The sequence below is a fragment of the Brevibacterium ammoniilyticum genome, assembly GCF_038429965.1.
In the GTDB taxonomy this organism is placed as follows: Bacteria; Actinomycetota; Actinomycetes; order Actinomycetales; family Brevibacteriaceae; genus Brevibacterium; species Brevibacterium ammoniilyticum.
Genome location: NZ_BAABNP010000001.1, coordinates 222081 through 246835 on the forward strand (window position 1 = coordinate 222081; position 24755 = coordinate 246835).

Genomic DNA, 24755 nt, shown 5'->3' on the forward strand with positions numbered 1-24755 from the left:
CCCCCCGGGCATCGGCCGCGTGGCCGGTCTCCTCAGCCGTTCGGCTGATTCATCGCCCCGGACTCCCACATGGCTGCTGCGATCTCGACGCGGTTGCGCGCGCCGAGGTGGGTCTGGATGTTCGCGAGATGGGTCTTGACGGTGCCGAGGGAGATGAAGAGCTCCGCCCCGATCTCCTGGTTCGTCCGTCCGATCGCGACGAGGCGGGCGACGTCCTGTTCGCGTTCGCTCAGCCGTGCGACCCGATCGTCCCCGGCCGGCCGTGCATCGGCGCGCCGGCTGAGCAGGTCGAGGGTGAGCGAGGGGGAGATGAGGGCGTCGCCGCGGGCTGCGGCCCGGATGCCCGCGAGCAGCAGGTCGGGGCCGGCGTCCTTGAGGAGGAAGCCGCTCGCCCCGCCGGCGAGTGCCGCATCGACGTAGTCCTCGTCGTCGAAGGTCGTGACCATGATGACCTTCGCCAGCGGGGTCAGCCGGGGCAGGGCGGCGAGCCCGTCGAGGCGGGGCATCCTGATGTCGAGGAGGACGACGTCGGGGCGTTCGCGTTTGGCGATCTCGATCGCCTCGACCCCGTCGGCGGCCTGTCCGACCACCGTCATCTCCGGATCGGCGTCGAGGATGAGCGTGAAGCCCATCCGCACCATCTCCTGGTCGTCGACGACGAGTACTCGGATCATGCTGCTCCTCTTTCCGGGGTCGTGCCCATCGGTGTGCGTGGCCGCATCGCGTTCGGGTTCACTGTGCCGAGCCCAACGGCAGTCGGGCGCTCAGGCGCCAGGTGTCGCCGTTCTGCGGTGCCGCCGACAGGGTCCCGCCGAGGCTCTCGACTCGGGTGCGCAGTCCCTGCAGACCCGTTCCGCTGCCGCGTCCGATGCCGCCGGAGCCTCCGGAGTTCTCGACGGTGAGCTCGACGCCCGTGGCATCGGAGGCGATCGCCATGCTCACGCGCGCTCCTGGGCCGGCATGCCTGCGGATGTTCGTCAGCGCTTCGAGAAGGATGCGGTCGAGGACGGGCCACAGGGAGGTAGGCACGGCAGCGGTGAGGCTGAGGCTGCTCGTCGTCTCCGCGTCGTCACTCGTCCCGAAGTCGTCGAGGCGCTGGCGCAGGTTCTCCGCGCCGGCGGCCGTCGGCGTCCGCACGGCCGTCGGGGCGGGATTCGCGACGGGGGAGCGGATCTCCTCGAGCGCGCGGGATCCGGACTCCTCGATCCGTCCCAGTGTGGTCTTGAGCAGGGTGGGATCGTCGCTGCGCGCCGCGGCCTGGGAGAGGACGACGATGCCGGTGATCTCGTGGGCGACGAGATCGTGGAGGTCGGTGGCCATGCGACGGCGCTCGGCCTCGGCGGCGGTCGCGTGCCTCTCGAGCAGCGAACGGTCGACCATGCGCATGAGCAGGCCGAAGGCGATGGCGACGACGACGAGCGTGGAGACGGCGAAGGCGAAGGTGAGACCGTCGCCGGGGATGAGGGCGGGGACGATGACATTGCCCAGTCCGACCGCGATGAGCAGCCACACGATGCGCTTCGCCGACTGCCAGCGGGCGAGCATCGCGAGGGCGACGAGGGAGAGCCACAGCGTCGTCGCGCTCACGAGTCCCGAGGCGGCGGCGAGGGCAAGGGCGAGCAGGAGGCCGAGTCCGGCGACGAGCAGGGCCCGGGCGCGGATGCCGGGTCTGCGCTGCGCGAGGACGAGCCCGGGCACCGCGGTAGCCGCGGCCACGAGGGACGCGGCCACGAGCCACCACCCGTTGCCGGTGCCCAGGTCGAAGAGGACGACGAGGGGCACCGGCACGAGCCACAGCCAGGGCAGAACAGTCTTCATCGGCAGTCAGTCTAGTCGGCGAAGGTTCAGGAGCAGCCGTTGCCGGGGTACTCGAGTTCGGCGACGATGCCCTTGTCGGTGGCGGAGACATTGAGCAGCTCGGCCTTGGTCGTCAGCTTCACCTCGCCGACGCTGCGCTTGTTGCCGAAGGCGGACAGCGTCTTGCCCTTCATCGACGCGGTGAACGTCACCTCCTTGCCGTCCAGGCGGGCCTTGTCGGTGAAGGCGCCGTCGGCATCGGTGACCGGGCGCACATCGCCCTGCGGGTAGTCGAAGGTGATGAACCGGGTGAGGCGGTCGGCACGGCCGTTGCTGAGACGGTGGATGAGGATCTGATCCTTGTTCGTGCCCGGGGCCGGGGCGAGATCGACGTAGGTGAGGTCGACCTTGTCCTCGATCGCGGAGAGGATGAACGGGCGACCGTGGACCTCGATGTTCTCCGACTTGACGTTGCATTCGCCGAGGTAGTCCTCGACCTGCGCCTCGAGCTGGGCCTTCGAGCGGTACTCCCAGATGAAGAGTGCGCCGACGGCGACGGCGATGGCGGAGAGGACGGCGGTGAGGGCGATGAGAGCCTTCTTCATGATGGATCCTTTCGAGGTTTCCGTTGTGTGGTCTCCATCCTTCCGGGCCGGGCGCCTCCGGTCCTCAGCCGTTCGGCCGATCCGCCTCAGCCGAACGGGCAGAGCTGCGTCAGGGCCGTGACCTAGGGTGGGAGGCATGCAGAGAATGTCACTGGCAGCGGCCAGGCGGACGGCGATCGCCGCGACCGGACTCGACCGGCCGCGCCCGCAGACGGTCACCGCGCGTCACCTCAAGGCGACGTTCGCCCGGATGGGGCTCACCCAGATCGACTCCGTCGCCCGCGTCGTGCGCTCCCACTACCTGCCGTTCTTCTCCCGTCTGGGCCCCTACGACCGCAGCCGACTCGACCGCCTCCTCTACACGGCCCCGCGCATGGGGGTCGAGTACTGGGCGCACGCGGCCGCCTTCGTGCCCCCGACGACCTGGAGCCTCTTCGCCCGCACTCGGGCCGAATGGTGGCGCAACGACTACGGACAGCGCGACCCCGAGACGGGGGAGGAGTTCCGTCGCCTGCTGTGTGCCCTGCTCGAGGCGCTCGAGGGTGGTCCGCAGACCGCGCGCACCGTGGCCGCGCTCGTCGACCATGAGATCCCCGAACGGCATCGGGGCCACTGGGGATGGAACCCGAGCCAGGTGAAGATGGCGCTCGAAGCCCTCTTCGCTGCCGGGGCCGTGAGCGCGGCCGGACGCAACGACCATTTCGAGCGCATCTACGCTCTGCCCCGCGACGTCAGCCCGCTGCTGGGCGACCAGCCGCTGACCTTCGGCACCGCTGACGACCCCGAACTCGGTCTGCGCACGGACGGCTCACCGCGCCGGCGGGGGATCTCGGGGACGGACAACGACGTCCTCGCCCTCACCCGCATCGCCGCGCAGGCACTCGGCATCGCCCGTCCCGACTGCCTCGCCGACTACTTCCGCCAGCTGCAGGCCCCGACGGACGAAGCGATCTCGACGCTGCTCGAGACCGGGGAGCTGATCGCGGTCGAGGTCGAGGGCACGCGGGCGCTCAAGTGGCATGCCGCCCGGACCCCGCGCTCGGTGTCCTCCCGCGCGCTGCTCGCCCCGTTCGACCCGCTCGTCTTCCACCGCAGGCGGATCGAATGGCTCTTCGACTTCCGGTACCGGATCGAGATCTACACGCCCGCGCCCAAACGCGTCCACGGCTACTACGTGCTGCCGTTCCTCCTCGGCGACCGCCTCGTCGGACGCGTCGACCTCCACCGGGACGCAGCGGCCGGGGTGCTGCGCGCGCACCGGGTGACGTGGGAGCCCGGCGAGGAGCATTGGGACGAACTCGTCGCGGAGCTGAGCGAGATGGCGCGGTGGCTGCAGGTGGAGGCTGTGGATGTGGCCGGCACTCACGTGCCATTAAGCTAGGGCCTATAGAGTTCTTGAGTCGTCGTCTGGCGCAGCGCGCCGTTTAGGAGAGAAGTGGCTAATATCCTCGAGAAGCTTCTGCGCACCGGTGAGGGCCGGACGCTGAAGAAGCTCCGCCGGTACACGGACGCCATCAACCAGCTGTCCGATGAGTTCAGCGCCATGTCCGACGCCGAACTGCGCGAGGAGACCGACCGCTTCAAGAAGCGCGTCGAGGACGGCGAGTCGCTCGATTCGCTGCTGCCGGAGGCGTTCGCCGCTGTCCGGGAGGCCTCGGGCCGGACCCTGGGCATGCGCCACTTCGACGTCCAGCTCATGGGCGGCGCCGCCCTGCACATGGGCAACATCGCGGAGATGAAGACCGGCGAGGGCAAGACGCTCGTGGCCACCGCGCCCGCGTACCTCAACGCGCTGACCGGGAACGGTGTCCACGTCATCACCGTCAACGACTACCTGGCGACCTACCAGTCCGAGCTCATGGGACGCGTGTTCCGGTTCCTCGGCATGGAGACCGGCTGCATCCAGGCGAACATGCCCTCCGACGAACGCCGGAAGCAGTACGCCGCCGACATCACCTACGGCACCAACAACGAGTTCGGCTTCGACTACCTCCGCGACAACATGGCATGGTCGGCCGAGGAGCTCGTCCAGCGCGGGCACGCCTTCGCCATCGTCGACGAGGTCGACTCGATCCTCATCGACGAGGCTCGCACCCCGCTCATCATCTCCGGCCCCGCCGAAGGCGACGCGAACCGGTGGTACGACGAGTTCGCGAAGGTGGTCCGTCGCCTCAAGACCGACCGCGACTACGAGGTCGACGAGAAGAAGCGCACCGTCGGCGTCCTCGAGCCCGGCATCGAACGCGTCGAGGACTACCTCGGCATCGGCAACCTCTACGATGCGGAGAACACTCCGCTCATCAGCTTCCTCAACAACGCGATCCGCGCGAAGGAGCTGTTCAAGAAGGACAAGGACTACGTCCTCCTCGACGGTGAGGTCCTCATCGTCGACGAGCACACCGGTCGTGTGCTCAAGGGCCGGCGCTACAACGAGGGCCTCCACCAGGCCATCGAGGCCAAAGAGGGCGTCAAGGTCCAGGCGGAGAACCAGACGCTGGCGACGATCACCCTGCAGAACTACTTCCGCCTCTACGACAAGCTCTCGGGCATGACGGGCACCGCGGAGACCGAAGCCGCCGAGTTCATGTCGACGTACAAGCTCGGCGTCGTGCCGATCCCGACGAACAAGCCGATGCAGCGCGTCGACCAGTCCGACTTCGTCTACAAGAACGAGGTCGCGAAGTTCGACGCCGTCGTCGATGACATCGTCGAACGCCACGAGACCGGCCAGCCGGTCCTCGTGGGCACGACGAGCGTGGAGAAGAGCGAGTACCTCTCGAAGCACCTCGCCAAGCGCGGAGTCCGCCACGAGGTCCTCAATGCGAAGAACCATGCCCGTGAGGCCGCGATCGTCGCACTCGCCGGACGCAAGGGCGCGGTGACCGTGGCGACGAACATGGCCGGCCGCGGCACCGACATCATGCTCGGCGGCAACGCCGAGTTCATCGCCGTGTCCGAGATGGAGAAGCGCGGACTCGACCCCGTCGAGGACGCCGACGCCTACGAGGAGCAGTGGCAGGACGTCCTCGCCGAGGCCGAGGAGAAGGTCGCGGCGGAGGCCGAGGAGGTCGTCGAACTCGGCGGTCTCTACGTGCTCGGCACCGAACGCCACGAGTCCCGACGCATCGACAACCAGCTGCGCGGACGCTCCGGCCGTCAGGGCGACCCGGGGGAGAGCCGCTTCTACCTCTCGCTCACCGACGACCTCATGCGCCTCTTCGGCTCCGGGGCGGCCGAACGGATCATGGCCACCGCGAACGTTCCCGACGACGTTCCGCTCGAATCGAAGATGGTCACCCGCGCGATCCTCTCGGCGCAGACGCAGATCGAACAGCGCAACGCCGAACAGCGCAAGAACGTGCTCAAGTACGACGACGTCCTCAACCGGCAGCGCACCGTCATCTACGACGAGCGCCGCAAGGTGCTCGACGGCGAGGACCTCGCCGACCAGGTCGCGAGCTTCCGCGAGCAGGTCATCGACGCCTACGTCCAGGCGGCGACCACGGGTCCGGTCGAGGAGTGGAAGGTCGACGAGCTCTTCGAGGCGCTCGGCAAGATCTACACCCCCTCGATCACGGAGGAGGACCTCGCCGAGGAGGTCGGCGGCCTGGGCAATCTGACGAAGAACCGGCTGAACACCGAGATTCAGTCCGACATCGACGTCTTCTACGCCCAGCGTGAGGAGGACCTCGGCGAGGAGGCGACCCGCGAACTCGAACGGCGTGTCGTCCTCTCCGTCATCGACAGGCGCTGGCGCGAGCACCTCTACGAGATGGACTACCTCAAGAACGGCATCGGCCTGCGTGCGATGGCTCAGCGCGACCCCCTCGTGGAGTACCAGCGCGAGGGCTTCGAGATGTTCACGACGATGCAGGACGGGATCAAGGAGGACGTCGTCCGCCTCACCGACACCCTCGAGGTCACGGTCAACCGGGCCGAGGGCGCTGGGGACGAGGACGCCGAGGTCGAGGTCGACGCGGCCGAGCTGCGTCACACGACTCCGAAGATGCAGCTCTCCGCCCCGTCCGAGGACGGCGGAACCTCGGTCTCCGAGGACGAGTCGGAAGCCGCAGATCAGCCGCAGCCGGCCAACCGTGCGCAGCGGCGGGCGAAGAAGAAGGCGAAGCGCTGATCCCAGCCAGGCGATGACGACTCGCCCTGTCCCCGCAGCCGTGCGGAGACAGGGCGAGTCTCACATCGTCTGCATCGCCGTCATCGTCCACCGGTTCGTCAGCAGTTCGAGGCGGATCGCGACCGCGCGCACCCGGGTGGCCGTGCGGACCATCACCGTGACCTCGGCGACGCCTGCATGCACCCGGCACACCCTGGCATGTCCGGCCTGCAGCGTTCGGGCAGCTGTGTGCTCGCGCATCGGGGTCGCAGGGGCGATCTCGGCGCGCAGCTGGGCCCTCCGGTCGATCCGGGTGAGCAGATCGGCGTCGACCCAGCGGGCGATCGACTCGCTGCGGCGGATCCCGGAGAAGATCTCCAGGCACGCGATCGCCAGCGACTTCGCCGTCGCTTCGATGCGGTCGGCGTCATCCGTGGGAGGCACGGCCGCGGCGGGTTGTGGGCGCGGATGCACAGCCTGCGATGTTCCCACGGAGGCGCGGCGTGGGCGGGTGAGGACGAGCGGGGCGCTCATGGTCGGATCTCCAATCGCTGTCCGGGCATGATGAGGTCGGGGTCGGCGCCGATGGTCGCGCGGTTCTCGGCATGAATCGCCGCCACAAGTTCGGCCTGATCGGCCGTCGAATCGGTGAACTCCCCGGCGATCGACCACAGACTCTCCCCGGGCTCGACGACGTGGATGCGCGGTGCCCGGTCGGGGGCGGCACGGGGTCCGTCACGGGGTCCGTCGTCCCGCGGTGCCCTGTCATCAGATGCCTCCTCGTCAGGAGACTTGTCCTCGGGTGCCCTGTCAGGAGCTGATTCGTCGGGACCTGGCTCCTCGGGGGAGTCCGCGGGAGGCTGACCGCCGCCGGAGTCCCCGCCGGGGGAATTGCCGTCGGGACCGGTCGTCGGCCAGCCGGGATCACGGGGTGCGGCGGGTACGGTCGGCCAGCCGGGATCGGGTGCGGCCGGTCCTGCCGAGTGCGCGAACTGAGCGGAGCCGGCGACTGCGGTGGTGGCGAGGAGGGTCGAGGCGAGCGTCCGCGGTGCCCAGCGCAGGGCTGCGGCGCGCAGGCGCATCCGCATCCGGCCCGCGGGGAGGAGACGGAGTGCGAGTCCGAGCGCGGCGACGAGCCCGAGCCGGGAGAAGGCGAGCGTCGCAGCCGAGGCGAGGACGAGGACGATGAGATCGCTGACGGAGTACGGCTGGGGGAGTCCCGCCCACAACGCGGCGGTGCCCCCGAGCAGGACCGCCCAGACGGTGGCGCAGAGACCGAGAAGATACATGTCGAACGTCCTTAGTGAAAGTGGTTCCACTAGAGTGACGTTTAATGATGTTTGCTGTCAATAGTTCTTCAATAACTACGTCGCTGTAGTTCGTTGTCCGGCGATCCGTGCTCTTGCGGACGCGCGGAGCCTCGGGCATGCTTCACGATATGGATGAGCGCATCGATGCCTTCCTCGACGACCTCGAAGCCATGCACGCATGGCAGGAACGTCATGCCCGACGCGGCGAGTTCGCCGACGAGCTCGCCGCGCACACCGCCGAACGCACCCTGCTCGAGCGTCTGCGCGGGGCCGTGGGCCAGGAGATCCGGGTCTCGACCGAGTCTCGTGAGATCACCGGAGCCCTGGTCTTCCTCGGGGCAGGGATCATCGTCCTCGACGGGCCGGCGGTGACGATCGTGTCACTCGCAGCCGTGGTCGACATGCGGATTCCCTCCCGCAGGCATCGGGCCGCCGAGGGCGTGCTCGAACGCCTCGGGATCGCCTCGGCGCTGCGCAGGCTGGCCGCGGCAGGCGAGGAGATCGCCGTCGAACTGCGGGCCTCACAGGGGACGATGCGCGGACGCGTCGAACTGGTGGCCGCCGACTACCTCGAGATCGCGGGGCGGATCGTGCCGCTCTCGCGCATCGCCTCGGTCCAGGCGCGGGTGAACCCCTTTGCCTGAGCATCCGGTGCGCGGCGAACCGACGGGACTGCTGTCTCCCGCCGGTCGGACGACGTCAGTCGTCGATGAGGCCGGCCTTGATCTCGTGCTCGGTGCGCTCGTACATGCGCTGGATGTAGGCCTCGATCTCGGCCTTCTCCACGCGCCACTGTCCGCGGCCGCCGACCTTGATGGCGCGGAGGTCGCCGGTGCGCACGAGGGCGCGCGCCTGAGCGATCGAGACATTGAGCAGCTCGGCCACATCGGTGAGCGGCAGGAAGCGGTTTTCGACGACCATGAGCGTTCTCCCAAGTTCCATGCGACGACTGATTTTACCGAAATCATTGCTTTGACCTCGTTTGGTGTTCAATACTATCACTCACAAGCAGTTCCTGTCATGGAAAATTCTGCCGGATCGGAGATGCAATGGAGCTCTCGAGACGCTTTCGCCCTCCCCGCTGGACCGATGCCCGACTCCTCGTCGGCGCCGTCCTCGTCGTCGCGGCGATCATCGCGACGTACCTCCTCGTCAGCGCCGCTACGGCGACGACCCGGGTCTGGGCGAGTGCAGCTGCGCTCGTGCCCGGGCAGACGCTGAGCGCCGACGATCTCGTCGTCGCCGAGGTCAATCTCGCCGACGTCGGGGAGAAGTACCTCTCCGCGGATGCGCCGCTGCCGCAGGGCACGAGCGTGCGCACGGTCATCGCCCCCGGCGAACTCGTGCCCGCCTCGGCGGTGGCACCGATGGCCGAGCTCGAGGGGCGGATCGTCGCGATCGACATCCCCGGCTCGGTGCCCTCGGTCGTCGACACCGGCAGCCTCGTCGATGTCTGGGCCCAGCCCGAGGCCTCGGGGCTCGACGGGCAGACGGCGGATCCCGAGCAGATCGTCAGCGCGGCCCCGGTCGCCCACATCTCCCGCGACGTCGGCAGCTTCGGGGTCGGAGACGGCGCCCGGATCGAGGTCTTCGTGCCGGCCGCAGCACTTGCGAAGGTGCTCGCCGCCCTCGACGGCACGAGCGTGCTCTCCGTCGTCGGCGCCCCCGGCGCCGTGGCCGAGGACTGAGCGCGATGCCCCAGGTCCTCCTCGCCGTCGACTTCGAGTTCGATCTCATCCTCTTCGAGCTCCTGAGCGACCTCGACGACGTCGAGGTCGTCGCCAGACCGGCCGACGAAGTCGAACTCCTCGCGCTGTGCCGGACCGGGGACGCCGACGTGGCGATCCTCGGCGAGTACTTCCCCGGCCTCGACGCCGAGGTCGTCGCCCAGATCCAGGCCACCGGCACGAAGGTGCTCGGCGTCGGCGCAGACGAATCGGCTCTCGCCCGCCTCGGGATCACCGCCTCGGTGCCGGCGACGGCAGAGGCGGCTGTGGTCTCCCGAGCGCTCGACGACGTCCTCCGCAGCGCCGTCGTCCCACCCCGCCCGAGCGCTCCGCCGAGCCGCGGACGGGCGAAAGGGCGGATCATCACGGTGTGGGGGACCGGGTCCTCACCCGGCCGGACGCTCACGGCGGTCAACCTCGCCGATCAGGCGGCCCGGCTCGGGAACCGCAGCGTCCTCGTCGACGCCGACACGGTCGGGGCGATGGCGGCGACGACGCTGGGCCTGACGGAGGAGTCCTCGCATCTGGCGAGCCTGTGCCGGCTCACCGCGGAGAAGTCCCCGCCCACCGAGGTCGCCGCGGTGCCGCATGCGAGTGTGCGTGAGGACTTCCACGTCGTCACCGGTCTCACCCGCCCCGAACGCTGGCCGGAGGTGCGCGGGGCGGTGCTGCGCACCGTGCTCCACGATCTCGCGGGCCTCTACGACGTGGTCATCGTCGACGTCTCCGACCGCCTCGATCCCGACGACGACTTCGCCGACCCCTTCTACGACCGGCACGCTGCGACGCGGTCCGCCCTCGACGCAGCCGACACGGTCCTCGTGCTTGCCTCAGGCGACCCCATCGGACTGCAGAAGCTCGTGCGCCTCCTCGGCACGGATCGGGCCGAGACGCTGCGGGAGCGCATGCGCATCGGGATCACGAAGGTGCGCGCCTCGGCGGTCGGCGCCCCCGCCGAGGCCCGCATCCGCGAGGCGCTCGAGCGGTTCGCAGGCAGGGCGCCCGACTTCGTCTTCAGCGACGACCGGGCGAGCGTCGACGCCGCACTGCTGGCCGGGCGCACCCTGGGCGAGGCCAACCCGCGCTCGGCTCTGACCCGGGAGTTCGCCGAGGCGGCGGCCCAGCTGGTCCCCGCGCACAAGCGCGCCCGTAGGCGCGAGCGGCTGCGATCGTAGGATGGAGCCATGGCCGTACGCTGCTACATTCCCACCACGCTCGCCGCACTCGACAAGGGACTCGACACGGCGATCGCCGTCGCCCCTGACATCGCGGTCGCGGACCTGCGCCCCGACGACGCCGAGGAGTCCGAGTTCGCCGCGATGAGCATCGCCGCGGTCTTCGCCGCGACCGAGGCCCTGGGCGCGGAACCGCCCACGCCGCGTGTCGTCGTCGCCTACGACGCATCGGAGACCGCACCCCGCCGGCCGCTCACCGACGGCTTCGACCTGCTCACCCTCGAGACGGTCGAGACGGACCGTATTGCGAGCTTCCACCTCGACGAGGCCCCGGTCTGGGACGCAGCAGTGCATGCAGGTGGGGTCGAGGCAGGGGAGGACCTCCTCGGCGATTCCGATCTGCTCTGGTACGACCGCAGCGAACTGGGCGACCTGCTGCGCGAACGCGGCTGAGCCGCACCTCGGCGGCTGATCGCCGGGTCTCAGCCGACGGCGATCTCCGCGAGCGCGTCGAGGCGCTCGGTCAGGCGGGCCTCGAGGATGGGCACGAGCGCCTGTTCGATCATCGAGCCGAACAGAGGCACCGAGGAGCTGATCTCGGCGCGGATCTCCAGGGCCGTGCCGGTGCCGCGCCCGGTCAGCGTGATGAGCGCGTCGATCTCGACCGGTACCCCGGCCGCGTGGGCGGTCATCCGCACCTCGGCGGCATCCCCGATGACGTCGCCGGGGACCATGTAGACCTCGACGAGCTCGGCGCCCGCGGGCAGCTGCGAGGCCAGGGTGGAGGGCAGCTCGTTCGCCGGCACCTGAGTGCGCACGGTGACCTCGGTGTCGGGATCGACCCGCTGGGTGCTCGCCCGGGAACCGAGCTCCTCCCACGTCGAGGCGGCGGCGAGGGCGGCGAGGAAGTCGGGGAGTCCGACCGTGTAGTCGTGGCTGAGTGTCAGAGTTCGCATGGTCCCAGTCTGCCAGCCGGAAACGCTCCCGGCGCGGCACGCTGACCGGCGTGCCTTTGTCGCCGATTGGGCATAGTGTTGGGGGTGCCGGCCCGGAGTCGAGCCGGCGACAATCATTGTGCGCTGATCGTAGAGGTGTAAAGGTGTCTCAGGTCTCATTTTCGGACATTGCTGGAGAGTGGAGGAAGCAGAAGGGGCAGGGCGCCCCGGAGAATTTCATCGAAGCGTACTATCCCCGGTTCGAACCGGGCACCGCCGAGGCGGGAGCTGAGGCTCTCGCGGCCGCCGCAGCCACCCACTACGCACTCGGTCTCGAATACGACGGCACGACTCCGGCGATCAGCATCTACAACCCCTCGGTCGACTCCCCGGAGTACCTCGACAACCACACTGTGATCGCCATGGTCCTGCCCGACATGCCGCACCTGGTGTCCTCGATCGTCTCCGACCTCGCCGCGAGCGGCCGCGCGATCCGCCTCGTCCACCACCCGATCATCGCCGTCGACGGCCACGGGGCGAACCTGAGCATCCTCTCGCCCGCCGAGGCCCCGGCCGTGTCCGCCGACACCGCGGGCATCCCCGTGATCAGCGAGACCATCGTCGAACCGACTGCCGACAATCCACATCAGCAGTCGTGGATCCGCCTCGAGATCGACCGCCTGCCCGAAGAGGACTTCGCCGCTCTCGAGACCCAGCTGCGCAGCGTCCTCGACTACGTCGCTGCGGCCGCGAAGGACGGGGAGGCGATGGCCGAGAAGGCGAAGTCGATCGCCGCCGAACTCCAGGCCCGCCCCCCGCGCCCCGAGCTCGCCTCCGAGGCCGAAGCCGCGGCCGAGCTGCTCACCTGGCTCGACGGGCACTTCACCTTCCTCGGCTACCGCGAGTACGACTACAGCCACGACGCCGAGTCGAGCAGCCTCGAACCGATCGAGCACACCTCCCTGGGCATCTCGGCCCTGCGTCCGCTGGTCAAGTCGCCGCTGTCGAACGCAGTCGCGGAGAAGGCGCTCGAACCGCACGTCCTCGTGCTCACGAAGGCGAATTCGCGCTCGCGCGTCATCCGCGGGTCGTTCATGGACTACATCGGGGTCAAGACCTTCGACGAGTCCGGTCAGATCGTCGGCGAACGCCGCTTCGTCGGCGTCTTCAAACCCGAGTTCTACAACGACAGCGTGCTCAACATCCCTGTCATCAACCGCAAGGTGCGCAAGATCCTGTCCGCCAGCGGCTTCCCGACGGGTTCGCATTCGGCCAACGAGCTCCTCGGCATCCTCGAGACCTACCCGCGCGATGACCTCCTGCACGAGGACACGCAGGCGATCTTCGACGTCGTCATGCAGATCGTCGACATGCAGGAGCGCCGCCAGTCCCGCGTCTTCGTCCGCAGCGACCCCTACCAGCGCTTCGTCTCCGTCATCCTCTACCTGCCGCGCGACCTCTACGACACCGCGGCCCGCGTGCGCGTCCAGGAGGTGCTCAAGCAGTTCTACAACGCCGAGAGCGTCGACTTCGACGTCCTGCTCACGGAATCCGCGCTCGCGCGCATCCACTTCGTCGCCCGCGTCGCCCGCGACGAGGAGCTGCCCCAGATCGACCCGGAGACCGTGGAGAAGCGCATCGTCGCCGCGGTCCGGTCGTGGGCCGAGGACGTCCATGCCTTCCTCGCCCCCGCCGAACGCGGCGACAGCGGCACCGCCCTGGCCCGGGCCGACCTGTGGTCGCGGGCCTTCCCGCCCGGCTACGGCGAATACCACACCCCCGCCGACGCCGTCGCCGACGTCGCCCGCTTCGAAGCGCTCGATGCCGGTGAGGGTGCGGCCGTACGCCTCTACCGTCCGAACGACGACGAGGACGCCCCGGTGCGTCTGGCCCTCTACCGTGACGAGCGGGTGGGACTGTCCGCGGTCCTGCCGTTCCTCACCGCGTTCGGGGCCACCGTCCTCGACGAGCGCCCCTACGAACTCGACCTCGCCGACGGCAGCCACCGCTACATCTACGACTTCGGGCTGCGCTTCGACCGCGAACTCGGCGACGGCGACTGCGAACGGGTCGCCCAGGCCTTCATGGCAGGCTGGGAGGGCCGCAAGGAGGCCGGCGTCTTCGACCGGCTCGTCGTCTCCGGCCTCGACTGGCAGCAGGTGACGATCATCCGGGCGCTGGGCAAGTACCTCCGCCAGGCCGGCTTCACCTACTCCGACGCCTACGTCGGGGAGGTCTACAGCGACAACCCGGAGATCTCCCGCCTCCTCGTGGACTACTTCTTCGCGAAGTTCGACCCCGACGCCGATGACGCTGGACGCGATGAGGCGATGATGGGCATCGACCAGGCGATCGAGACCGCACTCGGCGACGTCGCGAGCCTCGACGCCGACCGCGTGCTGCGCTCCTCGCTCGAACTGCTCCGGGCGACCCTGCGCACGAACTACTTCCAGAACGCCTCCGGTCAGCTGCCCACAGCGCTCGTGCTCAAGATCCGGCCCACCGAGCTCAGCTTCGTGCCGAAGCCGAAGCCGGCGCTCGAGATGTGGGTGTACTCCCCGCAGGTCGAAGGCGTCCACCTGCGCTTCGGCACCGTCGCCCGCGGCGGTCTGCGCTGGTCGGACCGGCGCGATGACTTCCGCACCGAGGTCCTCGGCCTCGTCAAGGCGCAGATGGTCAAGAACGCGCTCATCGTCCCCACCGGCGCCAAGGGCGGGTTCTTCCCCAAGCAGCTGCCCCCGATGAGCGACCGCGACGCGTGGATGGCTGCCGGTCAGGCCGCCTACGAGGTCTTCATCGAAAGCCTCCTCGAGGTCGCCGACAACCTCGTCTACGCCGCCGACGGCACCCAGCAGGTCGTCCACCCCGACCGGGTCGTCCGCCATGACGGCGACGACTACTACCTCGTCGTCGCCGCCGACAAGGGCACCGCGCGCTTCTCCGACGTCGCCAATGCGATCGCCGAGCGCCGCGGCTTCTGGCTCGGCGACGCATTCGCCTCCGGCGGCTCCGTCGGCTACGACCACAAGAAGATGGCGATCACCTCCCGCGGTGCGTGGAAGTCCGTCGAACGCCACTTCCGCGAACTCGACGTCAACACCGCCGAAGACGACTTCACGGTCGTGGGCATCGGCGATATGAGCGGCGACGTCTTCGGCAACGGCATGCTCCGCAGCGAGCACATCCGCCTCGTCGCCGCCTTCGACCACCGCGACATCTTCATCGATCCCAACCCGGACGCCGCGACGAGCTTCGTCGAACGACGCCGGCTCTTCGATCTGCCCCGGTCCTCGTGGCAGGACTATGACCGGGACCTCATCTCGGCAGGCGGCGGCGTCTTCCCGCGCTCGGCGAAGTCGATCGATCTCAGCCCCGAGGCGGCGGCCGCCCTCGGCGTCGACCCCGGCAGGCGCAGCCCGGCCGAGCTCATGTCCGAGATCCTCGCAGCCCCCGTCGACCTGCTCTACAACGGCGGCATCGGCACGTACATCAAGTCGAGCTCGGAGAGCCACGGTGACGTCGGGGACAAGTCCAACGACGCGATCCGGATCGACGGCGACGACGTCAGGGCACGGGTCATCGGCGAGGGCGGCAACCTCGGCGTGACCCAGCTCGGCCGCGTCGAGGCGGCACTGAACGGGGTCGCGATCAACACCGACGCCGTCGACAACTCCGCCGGTGTGGACAGCTCCGACCACGAGGTCAACATCAAGCTGCTGCTGCGCACCCTGCTCCACAAGGGCGCGTTCGCAGCCGAGGACCGCGAGACGGTGCTGCTGTCGTTCACCGACGACGTCGCCGAGCGGGTGCTGGCGAACAACTACTCCCAGAACGTCGTCCTCGGTGAGGCGCGTTCGCAGACGGAGTCGATGTCGGGCACCTACGGTCGGATGCTCAGCTACCTCGAGAAGCACGCCGACCTCGACCGTCACGTCGAGTTCCTGCCCAATGCCGAGGAGCTCGCCAAGCGGGAGTTCAGCTCGTACGTCTCCCCGGAGCTCGCGGTGCTGCTCGCGTATGCGAAGATGCACGCCGCCGATGAGATCCTGGGCAGCGTCGTGCCCGACGAACCGTGGATGCAGCGTGAGCTCGCCGGCTACTTCCCCGACGCCCTCGTCGAGCAGTACGGGCAGCTCATCCCCGAGCACCCGCTGCACCGGGAGATCGCCACGGCCAAGCTCGTCAACCGCATGGTCGACCGGGGCGGACTCACCTACGTCTACCGGATGCTCGAGGAGACTCCGGCCTCGGTGCCGCAGATCGCCCGCGTCTTCGTCGTCGTCTCCGAGATCTTCGGCCTCGACGACTTCTTCGACGCGGTCACCGCACTCGACAACGAGGTGCCCACGGCCGTCCAGGTCCAGCTCCAGCACGACTACGTGCGGCTGCTCGACCGGTCCTCGCGCTGGCTCGTCCAGCAGGCCCCGGACACCCTCGACGTCGATTCGGGCATCGAGCTCTACGGCAAGGTCGTCGCCGCCCTGCGGCAGCGCGTGCCCGATCTCGTCGACGGCTTCGACGCCGAGGCGATGGCCGCCAAGGCGCAGGAGTACATCGATGAGGGTGTGCCGCAGGAGCTGGCGTGGCGGGCGGCGGCGCTGCTCGACGAGTTCGCCCTCCTCGACATCACCCAGCTCGCCGCCCGGACGAATGAGTCCGCGGAGGACGTCGCCGAGGTGTACTACGCCGTCAACGACAAGTTCTCCGGGTCGCAGGTGCTCGCGGCCATCGGCGATCTCGACCGCTCCGATCGCTGGTCGGCACTGGCCCGCGGTTCGCTGCGCGACGACTTCTACTCCGCGATCCTCTCGGTCGCCGGTTCCGTCATCGCCGCCACGGACACCCCGATCTCGGGGACCCCGGACGAACGCGCCAAGCAGCGCCTGGCCGAATGGCTCGAGCGCAACGAGACCGTCGCCGAGCGTGTGCTCGAGACGATCGAGACCGTGCTCGCCCTCGACACCGTGACGCAGGCGCCGCTGTCGGTGCTGCTGCGCATGCTGCGCGGCGTCGTGCGCTCCTCGGCCTGGGAGTCCGAGCACAGCGCCTGATCGACGGCGGGTCCGGAGCGCTGCTCCGGGCCCGCTGAGGTCTCCCACCGGCTTTCACAGAACAGAGGACCCGTGCTCAACGAACAGCTCGCCGCCGAAGGCATCACCGATGAGGCGGATGTCGAGTACATCCATCTGCTCGTGGGGGACTGGCAGCTCATCGCCGACCTCTCCTTCGCCGACCTCGTCCTCTGGGTGCCCTCGGCCAGCGGCGCCTACACCGTCGTCGCCCATGCCCGTCCGACGACGGGGCCCACGCTGTTCAACCGCGACCTCCTCGGCGCCCGGGCCACGGGCCTCGAACGCGACCTCCTCGGTGCCGCCGTGGCCTCGGGCGCACTCGTCACCGAGACGGCTCCGGCCAAGGATCTCGGGGTCAACGCCGGCACCGAGGAGACCGAGGTGTGCGCCGAGGCGGTCCCGCTCAACCGTCACGGGGAGACGATCGCGATCCTCGTGCGCTATTCGGAGGGCCTGCGCCGGCGGGGATCCTCGCGCCTGGAGAAGCACTACCTGGAGGCCGCTCTCGCCCTGCTGACCATGGTCGCCCAGGGAACGTTCCCCGACCGGGAGGCGCCCAGCGGCGTGCGGCACGGGGAGCCGCGGGTCGGTGACGGGATCTTCGTCCTCGACCGGGACTCCCGCGTCCAGTACGCCTCCCCGAACGCCGTCTCCCTCATGCACCGGCTCGGCCACGGCGGGGAGATCGAAGGCGCCTACCTCGCCGAGGTGGTCTCGAGTCTGAGCACGGAGCTGCGGCAGGTCGACGAGACCCTGCCGCTCGTGCTCACGGGCAGGGCGCCGTGGCGGACCGAACTCGAGGTCGGGCGCACAAGTGTGTCGCTGCGGGCGATTCCGCTCACCGACTCAGGGCAGCGGACCGGGGCGATCGTGCTGGCCAGGGACGTCTCGGAGATCCGGCGGCGCAAACGGGAGCTTCTCTCCCGCGACGCGATGATCAAGGAGATGCACCACCGGGTGAAGAACAACCTCCAGACGGTCTCGGCCCTGCTGCGGCTGCAGACGCGGCGCATCGACTCACCTGATGCGAAGGCCGCGCTCTCGGAGGCGATGCGCCGGGTCTCGATCATCGCCGTCGTCCATGATGTGCTCAGCCAGGGAGTGGAGTCCGAGGTCGACTTCGACGAGGTCGTCGACAAGGGGCTGCGGCTCACCCCTGAGCTGACGAGCCCGCTCGTCCAGGTCAGCCTGCAGCGCAAGGGCAGCTTCGGCACGATCTCCTCGGCCGACGCCACCTCGTTGGCGCTGGCGATCACCGAGCTGATCACGAACGCGATCGAACACGGCTTCCCGCTCGAGAAGCAGGAGAGACTGGCCCCGGGCGAGACGCTCGAAGGACACGTGTGGGTCATCCCCGAACGCGACGGCGACCATCTCCACGTGACGATCGCCGACGACGGCGTCGGCCTCGGCGAGGCGGTGAGCCCGGGCAACGGTCTGGGCACGCAGATCGTGCGCACCCTCGTCTCCGCCGACCTCGCCGGATCGATCCAGTGGCGCGAGCGCGAGGGCGGGGGCACCGAGGCGATCCTCGATGTGCCGCTGCGTCCCGACTCCTACGACTGAGACCCCTCCGCCCCGGACTCCTCTGCCCCGGACTCCGACGTCTGTGCGGGAGCAGGGGCCGGAGTCGGTGCGGACATGACAGAGTCCCCAGCTCGAATCACGGTGATCGTGGTCCGAGCAGGGGACTCTGGTGAGTGCAGGCGACCTCAGCCTGCGCGACGGGCACGGGCCGCACGGCGCTTGAGCGCACGACGCTCGTCTTCGCTCAGTCCACCCCAGACGCCGGCATCCTGACCGGATTCGAGCGCCCACTGGAGGCAGGTCTCGGCCACTTCGCAACGACGGCACACAGTCTTAGCCTCTTCGATCTGGAGCAGAGCCGGACCCGTGTTGCCGATGGGGAAGAACAGTTCCGGGTCCTCATTGAGGCATGCTGCACGATGTCGCCAATCCATGGTGACCTTTCGACGGAGATGATGAAACTCGGTGTGCGCGCACGACAACAGCGGCGCGCAACTCTCACAGTCAAGGTTCACATAACCGTTTTGGGCGCACAAGAGTCTGGCAGTGTGAAGTTTCTGACAAATATTCTGCCCATTCTCCTGCTATGGGGTGCTCGACGCAAATCCGTCCACCGCGCGTCTCACTCTGCAGAAGGAGGATGTCTCAGACGTGAATGGAGTCTGCCGCGGACGTGAAGTCGCCGCGCAGGTCAGCCCCCGAGACGACCCCCGGTTCACGGCGGTTCCGGCAGTAGACTGGCAACGGCTGCCACCGGTCACGACGCTGTGTCCGCGCGGCCGATGACAGCACTGGGACGAGAACCGATGGAGGACTCATGACGGAATCGCAGGCACGCATCATCGCAGTCGGCGGGCACACCCCGCAGATCGACCCCGGAGCGTTCGTCGCCGCCGGTGCGACCCTCGTCGGCGACGTCCGGGTGGAGAAGGGCGCGGGAGTCTTCTACGGCTGCGTGCTGCGGGCGGAGAAGGCCCCGATCACTATCGGCGAGGACTCGAACGTCCAGGACAACACCGTCATGCACACCGACGAGGGCAAGCCCGTCGTCATCGGCAGGCGCGTGTCGATCGGACACCAGGCCCTCGTCCACGGGGCCCGGGTCGACGACGACGTCCTCATCGGCATGCACGCGACCGTGCTCAATGACGCCCGCATCGGCACCGAATCCCTCATCGCCGCTGGCACCGTCGTCCTCGAAGGCACCGAGATCCCGCCCCGCTCCCTCGTGGCCGGGGTGCCGGGCAAGGTGCGGCGGGAGATGACGGAGGAGGGGGTGGCCAAGGTCCGGGAGAACGCCCAGGCCTACGTCGCGCTCTCCGCCCTTCACCGGGACACCGCCGAGGAGGTCGACCCCGCCGACACGGCAGGGCGATCCGCCGACGCAGCAGAGCCGTCCGCCGACACGGCCGAGTACTGAGAGAGTTCATTCGCCCCGGCCAGGGCGATTTGAGAGGATTGGGTCGTGAACGAAGAATTTGAATCCGCAGCAGATCGTGTCGTCATCATCGGCGGGGGACCGGGAGGCTACGAAGCCGCCTTCGCCGCCGCCCAGCTCGGCGCCGACGTCATGCTCATCGAGCGCAACCGCTGCGGCGGGGCCGCGGTCGTCACCGACGTCGTGCCCTCGAAGTCCCTCATCGCCACGGCGGAGATGATGGACGAGATCACACGGTCGGCGGGCCTGGGCATCCGCATCACCGGCAAGGACGAGACGACCGAGGAGCATCCCGACCACGACCGGGTGACCGCGGACCTCAAGGCCGTCAACGAACGCATCGTGTCCCTGGCCAACGCGCAGTCCGACGACATCCACGACGGCCTCATCCGCGCCGGCGTCAAGGTCATCAAGGGCAGCGCGAAGCTCGTCGGCCGTGACCGCGTCGAGGTCGTCGAGCACAACGGCACGGAGTACACGCTGCGGGCCTCGACGATCCTCCTCGCCGTCGGCGCCCACCCGCGTGAGCTCGCCACCGCGCAGCCCGACGGTGAGCGCATCCTCTCCTGGACCCAGCTCTACGAGCTCGAAGACCTGCCCGAACACCTCATCGTCGTCGGCTCCGGCGTCACGGGCGCCGAGTTCGCCTCCGCCTACCGGGCCCTCGGTGCCGAGGTCACGCTCGTGTCCTCCCGTGAGAAGGTCCTGCCCGGTCAGGACGAGGACGCCGCCGACGTCCTCGAGTTCGTCTTCCGCACGAAGGGCATGAACGTCCTCTCCCGGTCCCGGGCGGAGTCGGTCAAGCGCACGGACAACGGCGTCGAGGTCACCCTCGCCGACGGCCGTCGGGTCGAGGGCTCGCACTGCCTCATGGCCGTCGGCTCGATCCCCAACACCGCCGACCTCGGCCTCGAGGCCGCCGGGGTCAAGGTCAACGACGCAGGCTACATCGTCGTCGACGGCGTAGCCCGGACGAACCGTCCCGGCATCTACGCCGCCGGAGACTGCACCGGTGTGCTGCCGCTCGCCTCGGTCGCGGCGATGCAGGGTCGGATCGCGATGTCGCACGCCCTCGGCGATGCCGTGCAGCCGCTCAAGCTGCGCAACGTCGCCTCGAACGTGTTCACGGCCCCGGAGATCGCCACGGTCGGCTTCACGCAGCAGAACTACCGCGAGAACCCCACGGACATCGACACCGTCATGCTGCCCCTGGATACGAACCCGCGGGCGAAGATGCTCGGCATCGAGGACGGCTTCGTCAAGATCTTCGCCCGGCGCGGATCCGGGTCGATCCTCGGCGGCGTCGTCGTCGGCCCACGGGCGAGCGAGCTCATCCTGCCGATCACGATGGCCGTGGAGAACCGTCTCACCGTCGACCAGCTCTCGGCCTCCTTCGTCGTCTACCCGTCGCTGAGCGGCTCGCTCACCGAAGCCTCGCGTCGCCTCCACCGGCACCTGTAGGAGAATCTTTCCTCCTCACCTGCCGATTTCGCCTCCCCCGATGCGTCAGAGTGGTGTCGGACGCTTCTGCCCGGCACCCACGGCGCCGTGTCGGCGTCACGAGAAGAGGAGAGAGACATGAGGTACGCACTGCTGCTCATGGGCAACGTCACCGACGCCGACTGCGGCGAGGACGGCGGTCCCGATCCGAGCGAGTTCATGGCCTTCGACAAGGAGATCACCGACGCCGGCATCGTCGTCGGCGGCTTCGCCCTCGAGGGCCCCGAACACGCCGTGAGGGTCAGCGACTCCGTCGTCACCGCAGGTCCGTTCGCCGAATCCGGTGAGTTCGTCGGCGGCAGCTACGTCATCGAGGTGCCCTCGATCGACGAGGCGATCGCATGGGCGAAGCGCAGCCCGGGATCGCGGTTCGGCCATATCGAGATCCGGCCCGTCGCCGACTACTGATGGAGCCGGCCGAGCCCGCCCGGGTCCTCACCGCGATCGGCGCGGAGGAACGCGGGCGGCTGCTCGCGGCGCTGGCCGCGAAGTTCCACGACCTCGATCTCGCCGAGGAGGCCCTGGCCGAGGCCATGCTCCGCGCTGTCGAGACGTGGCCGGACAGAGGGGTCCCTGACCGTCCGCAGGCGTGGCTGATGACGACGGCGAAGAACCGGGCGATCGACCTCATCCGCACCGACGGCGCCCGGGCCCGCAGTCTCGCCCGGCTGCGCATCGAGGACGAGTCCCGGCCCGGTGACCACGACGATCCTGCCGACCGCCTCGGCGAGGCCCTGAGCACCGCCGACATCCCCGACGAACGGCTGGGACTGTTCTTCACCTGCTCCCATCCGACGCTGGGGGAGAGCGAGCGGATCGCACTCATCCTCCGATTCCTCGCCGGCTGGACCACGCCCGAGGTCGCTGCGGCCTTCCTCGTCGACGCGAGAACCATGCAGCAGCGGATCGTGCGGGCGAAGAGGCGGATCACCGTGACCGGGATCCCCTTCGGCGCCCCCGCACCGGATCAGCTGGCCGAGCGGCTGCCCGGGGTGCTGCGGGCCGTCTACCTCATCTTCACCCAGGGCTTCGTCGCGACCACGGGTCGGTCGCACGCCCGCGTCGACGTGCAGGAGGAGGCGATCGGTCTCAGCCGTCTCCTCGTGCGGCTGCTGCCCGAGCAGGTCGAGGCCCAGGGTCTGCTCGCGCTTCTCCTGCTCACCCGTTCGCGGGCGGGAGCCCGGATCGCCGCCGACGGCGCACCGGTGCCCTTGGCCGAGCAGAACCGGGCGGACTGGGATTCGGCGCTCATCGCCGAAGGGCTCGGACTCGCCCGTGCGGCCGCCGCTCGGGCAGGAACCAGCCGGGCAGGGGCGGAAACGTACACGGTGCAGGCGGCGATCGCCGCCCTCCACGCCGAGGCGGCGTCCTTCGCCGACACCGACTGGCCGCAGATCCTCCTCCTCTACCGGATGCTCGCCCGCCTCGACCCCTCACCGGTGGTCAGGCTCAACCTCGCCGTCGTCCGCGGTCGGGTCGACGGGCCGAGGGCGGCGCTCACCGCCCTCGATGCGCTCGCTGATGATCCGCAGCTCTCCCGCCATCGCCCCTTCCACCTCGCCCGAGCGATCACGCTGCGGGAGCTGGGCCGGGACGCGGACGCCGAGGCGGCGGTCGAGGCGGCGCTTGGGTGCCCCGGCAATGACGCGGAGTCCGAATACATCACTGCCCGGTTCACCGACAGCGGTCGGTGAACCGGGCAGGAAAGCGTGCGACGGCGCGGTGCCTCAGGCGGCGAAGCGGATGATCGGCTCGCCGGACTTCACGGCAGTGCCGGCGTCGACGAGCACCTCGGAGACGGTGCCCGAATGGCCGGCCTTGAGCGGCTGCTCCATCTTCATCGCCTCGATGACGGCGAGGGTGTCACCGGCTTCGACCGTGTCACCGGCGGCGACGGCGACGGAGACGATCGTGCCCTGCATGGGCGCGTTGAGGGCGTTGGACTCGTCGGCGAGCTGAGCGCCCTTGCGGCGCAGGTTGCGCTTGCGGCGGGGCACGCTGGGGCTGGGGACGTGGCCGAGGTCGGAGATGACGTCCTTGGGGACCGAGACCGTCATCCGGCGACCGTCGACCTCGACGACGACGCTGAAGCTGTCGGCAGTGGTGCTCATGTGATCTCCTGTGGTCGGTGCGGCAAGCGGGTTGACGAACGCGGTCTCGAGCCAGTTCGTCCACACGTCGAAGTCACCGGCGAAGGCGGGCTCCGAGACGAGGACGCGGTGGAGCGGCAGCAGGGTCGAGACGCCGTCGATGCGGTATTCGGCCAGGGCGCGCCGCGAGCGTGCGAGCGCCTGGTCACGGTCGGCGCCGGTGATGATGAGCTTCGCGAGCATCGGGTCGAAGTCGGTGCCGACGACGCTGCCCTCGCCGATGCCGGAGTCCAGGCGCACACCCGGACCCGCAGGGGCGCGGTAGTTCTTCACGGTGCCGGTGGCGGGGAAGAACGTCGTGGGATCCTCGGCATTGATGCGGAACTGGATCGCATGGCCGCGCACGGCGGGGAAGGCCTCGGGAAGCTGCTCGCCCGAGGCGATGCGCAGCTGCCAGCCGACGAGGTCGACTCCCGTGACCTCCTCGGTGACGGTGTGCTCGACCTGGATGCGCGCATTGGCCTCCATGAAGATGATGGTGCCGTCGGTGCCGAGCAGGAACTCGCACGTCGCCGCCCCCACGTAGCCGACGTGGGCGAGCACGCGGATCGAGGCTTCGGAGACGATGCGCTCCTGCTCCTCGGTGAGGAACGGGGCCGGGGCCTCTTCGACGATCTTCTGGTTGCGGCGCTGGAGTGTGCAGTCGCGGGTGGAGAGGACGCGGACGTTGCCGAAGGAGTCGGCCAGGCACTGCGTCTCGATGTGGCGGGGGTGGACGATCTGCTTCTCGATGAGGCATTCGCCGCGGCCGAAGGCCGCGAGCGCCTCACGGGTGGCTGCGGTGAACGCAGCTTCGAGGTCGTCGGCGCTCGGGCAGGCGCGGAATCCGCGACCGCCGCCGCCGTGGACGGCCTTGATGACGACGGGGTAGCCGATGCGGTCTGCGACCTCGGCGGCTTCGGCGAGATCGGCGACGGCGCCGACCGAGCCGGGGGCGACGGGGGCTGCGACTGCCTCGGCGACCTCACGGGCCCCCGACTTGTCGCCGAGGAGTTCGATCGCGGCCGGGGGAGGGCCGATCCAGGTCAGCCCGGCGTCGATGACGGCCTGGGCGAAGAGGGCGTTCTCGGCGAGATAGCCGTAGCCGGGATGGATCGCGTCGGCTCCGGAGCGCTTTGCCAAGGCGAGGATCTTGTCGATGTCGAGGTAGGTCTCCCCGGCGCCGGTGCCCTCGAGCAGCCAGGCGTCGTCGGCGAGCGAGACGAACTCTGCGTCCGCATCGGCTCGAGTGTAGACGGCGACCGCTTTCATCCCCAGGTCGTGCGCAGCCCGGATGATGCGCAGGGCGATCTCACCGCGGTTGGCGATGAGGACCCGGCGCACGGGCGCAGTGGGGACGGTGGTGGACAGCGGTGCGGTCGTCTCTTCGGGGAGAACTGTGGTCATGGTGCTCCTTTTGTATGATCAC

General features: G+C 69.2%; 21 protein-coding genes. 12 read left to right on the top strand and 9 right to left on the bottom strand.

The genetic code is table 11. The features are described from left to right. Positions 1–32 precede the first annotated feature (32 nt). From AAHA49_RS00995 to AAHA49_RS01005, 3 genes are read right to left on the bottom strand one after another with little or no spacing between them, the layout of a single operon-like run. Positions 33–674 carry a response regulator gene (locus tag AAHA49_RS00995; protein ID WP_339393003.1) on the bottom strand — a complete coding sequence of 214 codons (642 nt, stop codon included), beginning with the start codon at positions 672–674 and terminating at the stop codon, positions 33–35. Between the two features lie 58 nt (positions 675–732). After that, on the bottom strand, positions 733–1818 hold the full coding sequence (locus AAHA49_RS01000; RefSeq protein WP_342036885.1) for a sensor histidine kinase: 1086 nt from the start codon (positions 1816–1818) through the stop codon (positions 733–735). A gap of 26 nt (positions 1819–1844) precedes the next feature. Beyond that, positions 1845–2402, bottom strand: a complete 558-nt coding sequence (locus AAHA49_RS01005) for a hypothetical protein (RefSeq protein ID WP_339393005.1) — start codon at positions 2400–2402, stop codon at positions 1845–1847. A gap of 136 nt (positions 2403–2538) precedes the next feature. Here AAHA49_RS01005 and AAHA49_RS01010 point away from each other — a divergent pair, with 136 nt between their 5' ends. Both AAHA49_RS01010 and secA read left to right on the top strand, forming a co-directional pair. After that, entirely contained in the window at positions 2539–3783 is a 1245-nt protein-coding gene (locus tag AAHA49_RS01010; RefSeq protein WP_339393006.1) for a winged helix-turn-helix domain-containing protein, read from the top strand. Positions 3784–3837: 54 nt separating this feature from the next. Next, entirely contained in the window at positions 3838–6534 is a 2697-nt protein-coding gene (gene secA / locus AAHA49_RS01015) for a preprotein translocase subunit SecA (protein ID WP_342036886.1), read from the top strand. Between the two features lie 60 nt (positions 6535–6594). On the opposite strand, the gene AAHA49_RS01020 is transcribed toward secA, so the two are convergent. Both AAHA49_RS01020 and AAHA49_RS01025 read right to left on the bottom strand, forming a co-directional pair. Continuing rightward, positions 6595–7047, bottom strand: coding sequence for an Rv3235 family protein (locus AAHA49_RS01020; RefSeq protein ID WP_339393008.1), 453 nt, complete (start codon positions 7045–7047; stop codon positions 6595–6597). Next, positions 7044–7802: a LysM peptidoglycan-binding domain-containing protein gene (locus tag AAHA49_RS01025; protein ID WP_342036887.1), complete on the bottom strand. Its 759-nt coding sequence runs from the start codon at positions 7800–7802 to the stop codon at positions 7044–7046. Before AAHA49_RS01025 ends, AAHA49_RS01020 begins: the two co-directional genes overlap by 4 nt. A gap of 149 nt (positions 7803–7951) precedes the next feature. Between AAHA49_RS01025 and AAHA49_RS01030 the strand changes: the two genes are divergently transcribed. Next, a complete protein-coding gene (locus AAHA49_RS01030; protein ID WP_342036888.1) occupies positions 7952–8467 on the top strand; it encodes a hypothetical protein in 516 nt (171 codons plus the stop codon). 55 nt (positions 8468–8522) lie between these two features. Here AAHA49_RS01030 and AAHA49_RS01035 read toward each other — a convergent pair whose 3' ends face one another. After that, a complete protein-coding gene (locus tag AAHA49_RS01035; RefSeq protein WP_009374868.1) occupies positions 8523–8744 on the bottom strand; it encodes a helix-turn-helix domain-containing protein in 222 nt (73 codons plus the stop codon). Positions 8745–8872: 128 nt separating this feature from the next. Between AAHA49_RS01035 and AAHA49_RS01040 the strand changes: the two genes are divergently transcribed. From AAHA49_RS01040 to AAHA49_RS01050, 3 genes are read left to right on the top strand one after another with little or no spacing between them, the layout of a single operon-like run. After that, on the top strand, positions 8873–9511 hold the full coding sequence (locus AAHA49_RS01040; RefSeq protein WP_342036889.1) for an SAF domain-containing protein: 639 nt from the start codon (positions 8873–8875) through the stop codon (positions 9509–9511). A gap of 5 nt (positions 9512–9516) precedes the next feature. After that, positions 9517–10725, top strand: coding sequence for a CpaE/TadZ family protein (locus AAHA49_RS01045; RefSeq protein ID WP_342036890.1), 1209 nt, complete (start codon positions 9517–9519; stop codon positions 10723–10725). 9 nt (positions 10726–10734) lie between these two features. After that, a complete protein-coding gene (locus AAHA49_RS01050; protein ID WP_342036891.1) occupies positions 10735–11178 on the top strand; it encodes a DUF6912 family protein in 444 nt (147 codons plus the stop codon). 29 nt (positions 11179–11207) lie between these two features. Here the strand turns inward: AAHA49_RS01050 and AAHA49_RS01055 are convergent, their stop codons facing one another. Continuing rightward, positions 11208–11681 (bottom strand): DUF2505 domain-containing protein, encoded by a 474-nt coding sequence (locus tag AAHA49_RS01055; RefSeq protein ID WP_342036892.1) that lies wholly within the window; start codon positions 11679–11681, stop codon positions 11208–11210. Between the two features lie 143 nt (positions 11682–11824). Here AAHA49_RS01055 and AAHA49_RS01060 point away from each other — a divergent pair, with 143 nt between their 5' ends. Beyond that, positions 11825–16711, top strand: coding sequence for an NAD-glutamate dehydrogenase (locus AAHA49_RS01060; protein WP_342036893.1), 4887 nt, complete (start codon positions 11825–11827; stop codon positions 16709–16711). Positions 16712–16783: 72 nt separating this feature from the next. Continuing rightward, positions 16784–18298, top strand: coding sequence for a sensor histidine kinase (locus tag AAHA49_RS01065; RefSeq protein WP_339393016.1), 1515 nt, complete (start codon positions 16784–16786; stop codon positions 18296–18298). Positions 18299–18444: 146 nt separating this feature from the next. On the opposite strand, the gene AAHA49_RS01070 is transcribed toward AAHA49_RS01065, so the two are convergent. Next, complete coding sequence (locus AAHA49_RS01070; RefSeq protein WP_009374875.1) at positions 18445–18693, bottom strand: WhiB family transcriptional regulator; 249 nt, start codon at positions 18691–18693, stop codon at positions 18445–18447. Positions 18694–19076: 383 nt separating this feature from the next. Here AAHA49_RS01070 and AAHA49_RS01075 point away from each other — a divergent pair, with 383 nt between their 5' ends. The 4 genes from AAHA49_RS01075 to AAHA49_RS01090 all read left to right on the top strand — a co-directional run bounded on the left by AAHA49_RS01075 (position 19077) and on the right by AAHA49_RS01090 (position 22891). Further along, positions 19077–19679, top strand: a complete 603-nt coding sequence (locus AAHA49_RS01075; RefSeq protein WP_339393017.1) for a gamma carbonic anhydrase family protein — start codon at positions 19077–19079, stop codon at positions 19677–19679. Between the two features lie 45 nt (positions 19680–19724). Then, entirely contained in the window at positions 19725–21158 is a 1434-nt protein-coding gene (locus AAHA49_RS01080; protein ID WP_342036894.1) for an NAD(P)H-quinone dehydrogenase, read from the top strand. Between the two features lie 117 nt (positions 21159–21275). Next, positions 21276–21605 carry a YciI family protein gene (locus AAHA49_RS01085; RefSeq protein WP_339393019.1) on the top strand — a complete coding sequence of 110 codons (330 nt, stop codon included), beginning with the start codon at positions 21276–21278 and terminating at the stop codon, positions 21603–21605. After that, positions 21605–22891, top strand: a complete 1287-nt coding sequence (locus AAHA49_RS01090) for an RNA polymerase sigma factor (RefSeq protein ID WP_339393020.1) — start codon at positions 21605–21607, stop codon at positions 22889–22891. Before AAHA49_RS01085 ends, AAHA49_RS01090 begins: the two co-directional genes overlap by 1 nt. A gap of 33 nt (positions 22892–22924) precedes the next feature. Here the strand turns inward: AAHA49_RS01090 and AAHA49_RS01095 are convergent, their stop codons facing one another. Then, the gene (locus tag AAHA49_RS01095) at positions 22925–24733 is read right to left on the bottom strand and encodes an acetyl/propionyl/methylcrotonyl-CoA carboxylase subunit alpha (RefSeq protein WP_339393021.1); all 1809 of its coding nucleotides are present in this window, start codon (positions 24731–24733) and stop codon (positions 22925–22927) included. Between the last annotated feature and the right edge of the window lie 22 nt (positions 24734–24755).

Bases quoted from the DNA above. Each gene is read 5' to 3' on its own strand.
- AAHA49_RS01050 (WP_342036891.1), top strand. From the start codon at position 10,735: ATGGCCGTACGCTGCTACATTCCCACCACGCTCGCCGCACTCGACAAG.
- AAHA49_RS01085 (WP_339393019.1), top strand. From the start codon at position 21,276: ATGAGGTACGCACTGCTGCTCATGGGCAACGTCACCGACGCCGACTGC.
- AAHA49_RS01005 (WP_339393005.1), bottom strand. From the start codon at position 2,402: ATGAAGAAGGCTCTCATCGCCCTCACCGCCGTCCTCTCCGCCATCGCC.
- AAHA49_RS01020 (WP_339393008.1), bottom strand. From the start codon at position 7,047: ATGAGCGCCCCGCTCGTCCTCACCCGCCCACGCCGCGCCTCCGTGGGA.
- AAHA49_RS01025 (WP_342036887.1), bottom strand. From the start codon at position 7,802: ATGTATCTTCTCGGTCTCTGCGCCACCGTCTGGGCGGTCCTGCTCGGG.
- AAHA49_RS01055 (WP_342036892.1), bottom strand. From the start codon at position 11,681: ATGCGAACTCTGACACTCAGCCACGACTACACGGTCGGACTCCCCGAC.
- AAHA49_RS00995 (WP_339393003.1), bottom strand. From the start codon at position 674: ATGATCCGAGTACTCGTCGTCGACGACCAGGAGATGGTGCGGATGGGC.
- AAHA49_RS01010 (WP_339393006.1), top strand. From the start codon at position 2,539: ATGCAGAGAATGTCACTGGCAGCGGCCAGGCGGACGGCGATCGCCGCG.
- AAHA49_RS01095 (WP_339393021.1), bottom strand. From the start codon at position 24,733: ATGACCACAGTTCTCCCCGAAGAGACGACCGCACCGCTGTCCACCACC.
- AAHA49_RS01070 (WP_009374875.1), bottom strand. From the start codon at position 18,693: ATGGATTGGCGACATCGTGCAGCATGCCTCAATGAGGACCCGGAACTG.
- AAHA49_RS01040 (WP_342036889.1), top strand. From the start codon at position 8,873: ATGGAGCTCTCGAGACGCTTTCGCCCTCCCCGCTGGACCGATGCCCGA.
- AAHA49_RS01030 (WP_342036888.1), top strand. From the start codon at position 7,952: ATGGATGAGCGCATCGATGCCTTCCTCGACGACCTCGAAGCCATGCAC.
- AAHA49_RS01035 (WP_009374868.1), bottom strand. From the start codon at position 8,744: ATGGTCGTCGAAAACCGCTTCCTGCCGCTCACCGATGTGGCCGAGCTG.
- AAHA49_RS01075 (WP_339393017.1), top strand. From the start codon at position 19,077: ATGACGGAATCGCAGGCACGCATCATCGCAGTCGGCGGGCACACCCCG.
- AAHA49_RS01045 (WP_342036890.1), top strand. From the start codon at position 9,517: ATGCCCCAGGTCCTCCTCGCCGTCGACTTCGAGTTCGATCTCATCCTC.
- AAHA49_RS01000 (WP_342036885.1), bottom strand. From the start codon at position 1,818: ATGAAGACTGTTCTGCCCTGGCTGTGGCTCGTGCCGGTGCCCCTCGTC.
- AAHA49_RS01090 (WP_339393020.1), top strand. From the start codon at position 21,605: ATGGAGCCGGCCGAGCCCGCCCGGGTCCTCACCGCGATCGGCGCGGAG.